Below are 1,768 nucleotides of genomic sequence, written 5' to 3' on the forward strand. Positions count from 1 at the left end.
CACGGCGAACTCGGCCACATCACCCCCACCGAGCACAAGGCCGCCTACTCCGCGGCCGAACCCTCTGCGTCACTCCAGAAAACCAGCTAACTCACCCTCCACGAAACCCGGGGCTTGACAGTTTCTGATCTGGTCCAGAGCGGGAGTGTGGGGCCGCCTGCATGAGGCGGTCCTCCATCGGCTCGACGACGCCGGCTTGATCGACGTGACCCGTGTGGTGCTGGATTCCGCGCACGTCAGGGCTAAAAAGGGGGCGAACACACAGGTCCGAGCCCCGTGGACAGGGCAAAGCCGGGTTCCAAGATGCACGTCCTGTCGGACGCGAACGGACTGCCCCTTCTCGTCGGTGTCTGCGCCGCCGACGTCCACGACAGCGAAGGGCTGAAGCCGATGGTCGCCGGTCACCAAACGAGACACGACCCCCACCGGGACGCCGGAGGAGATACGCCCGAAAGGGGCCATTCGTATACGTTGAGTGACGCCTCAGGGCGCTCGGTGACTGCTGGTTTTTAGACGGTGTCCTATGTGGTGAGGCGGATGAGGCGTTTGTAGCAGCAGAGGGTGGCGGCGAGTCCGAGAAAGGCCAGGTAGTTGCGGGGATCGCGTTCGTAGCGGGGGCTGAGTGTCAGCCAGGACATGGTCCGCTCGATCATCCAGCGACGCCGCCCCAGGCGTTCGCTGGACTCGATGCCCTTGCGTGCGATGCGCTTGCCGCGGAGCCATTTCCGCAGGTGAGGGATGTCGTATGCCTTGTCCGCGTGCAGGCGTTGGGGTTTGAAGTATCGGCCGCGGTGGGTCGTTGGAGGAGATACGCCCGAAGGGCGCCCCCGCGGGGGCGCCCTTCGGGCGTATCTCCTCCAACGACCCACAAGGGCTGTCGCCCTCCGTTTGCGGTGGCGCCCGCTCAGCTGCACCATATTTTCTAGCAGGCTGCCAAATATATTCCCGAGCGGGAGTCCGCTGCATAGCCGCTTCCCGCAGGATCCAAATTAACCAGATTCACCTCAATTCGGAATCAGAAGCCGACAGATACCCCCCGGAATCCACTTTAAAAACATAGCCGGAAGGATGACTTAATGGGAAGTCAAGTTGTCCGGGAAAGCGACAAGATTTTACCCATTGTCGCAATGACGCCAGGACGTTCAGCAACCCCACCTCCGAACCCTCCGGGCACGCCGCCCAAAGCCGGAACTTTAACATCGCCACCGCAAGTCGTGATCAGCAAGGGATCTGCCCGATTTACGGCCGAAGGGCAGTCTGTCTGCCTGCCTGACGATATCGAAAGCATGGAGTTTCCTGCTACTTATATGGCGTTTCCCCCATACACTGTCCCCGGTGCAGGTACTATTAAGTTCAAGCTGAGGGACGGACATAAAACAAAAAGGACTAGTTCAGCAGGAAAGCCTGTCGTGATTGACAGCGGGCCGCTAGACTATGAGATCACAGTAAAAACTCCAGCACAAATGCCAAACCCGGCTGTCCCTCCGACCCCTCCTATGCTCCTCGATCCAACGGGGACGTATACAGGTACCGCAAATTTCGTGGTCGTCGTATCCAAGCCGGTCACTGCAAGCTAACGACTTGGTGTTCGAGTCGGAATGACTGTTGCCCGCCGCAATTGCGTATTACCGCAGGCTAATGGATTACCGAAGGCAGCCTAACGGTTCCGGCTCAATGAGCTTCTTCAGCGGTGCTGCTCCAGGGTGAGGACCGCTTTGGTCATTGACGTCAGTCGGTTGGGGCTGCAGCGGGCTCGGCGGAAGAGCCG

At 60.0% G+C, this 1,768-nt stretch carries 1 protein-coding gene and 2 pseudogenes; 2 read left to right on the forward strand and 1 reads right to left on the reverse strand.

The window, feature by feature from the left end; genetic code table 11:
• Positions 1-118: 118 nt before the first annotated feature.
• A pseudogene (locus tag ACFVFQ_RS38685) lies at positions 119-429 on the forward strand (transposase); the annotation flags it as partial.
• A gap of 92 nt (positions 430-521) precedes the next feature.
• Here ACFVFQ_RS38685 and ACFVFQ_RS38690 read toward each other — a convergent pair.
• A pseudogene (locus ACFVFQ_RS38690) lies at positions 522-794 on the reverse strand (IS5/IS1182 family transposase); the annotation flags it as partial.
• Between the two features lie 333 nt (positions 795-1,127).
• Between ACFVFQ_RS38690 and ACFVFQ_RS38695 the strand changes: the two are divergent.
• Positions 1,128-1,577 carry a hypothetical protein gene (locus ACFVFQ_RS38695; RefSeq protein ID WP_383425406.1) on the forward strand — a complete coding sequence of 150 codons (450 nt, stop codon included), beginning with the start codon at positions 1,128-1,130 and terminating at the stop codon, positions 1,575-1,577.
• Positions 1,578-1,768: the final 191 nt, after the last annotated feature.

This window comes from Streptomyces sp. NPDC057743 (assembly GCF_042798755.1).
Classification (GTDB): domain Bacteria; phylum Actinomycetota; class Actinomycetes; order Streptomycetales; family Streptomycetaceae; genus Streptomyces.

Excerpts from the sequence above, each read along its gene's own strand:
- ACFVFQ_RS38695 (WP_383425406.1), top strand. The coding sequence starts at position 1,128 with ATGACGCCAGGACGTTCAGCAACCCCACCTCCGAACCCTCCGGGCACG.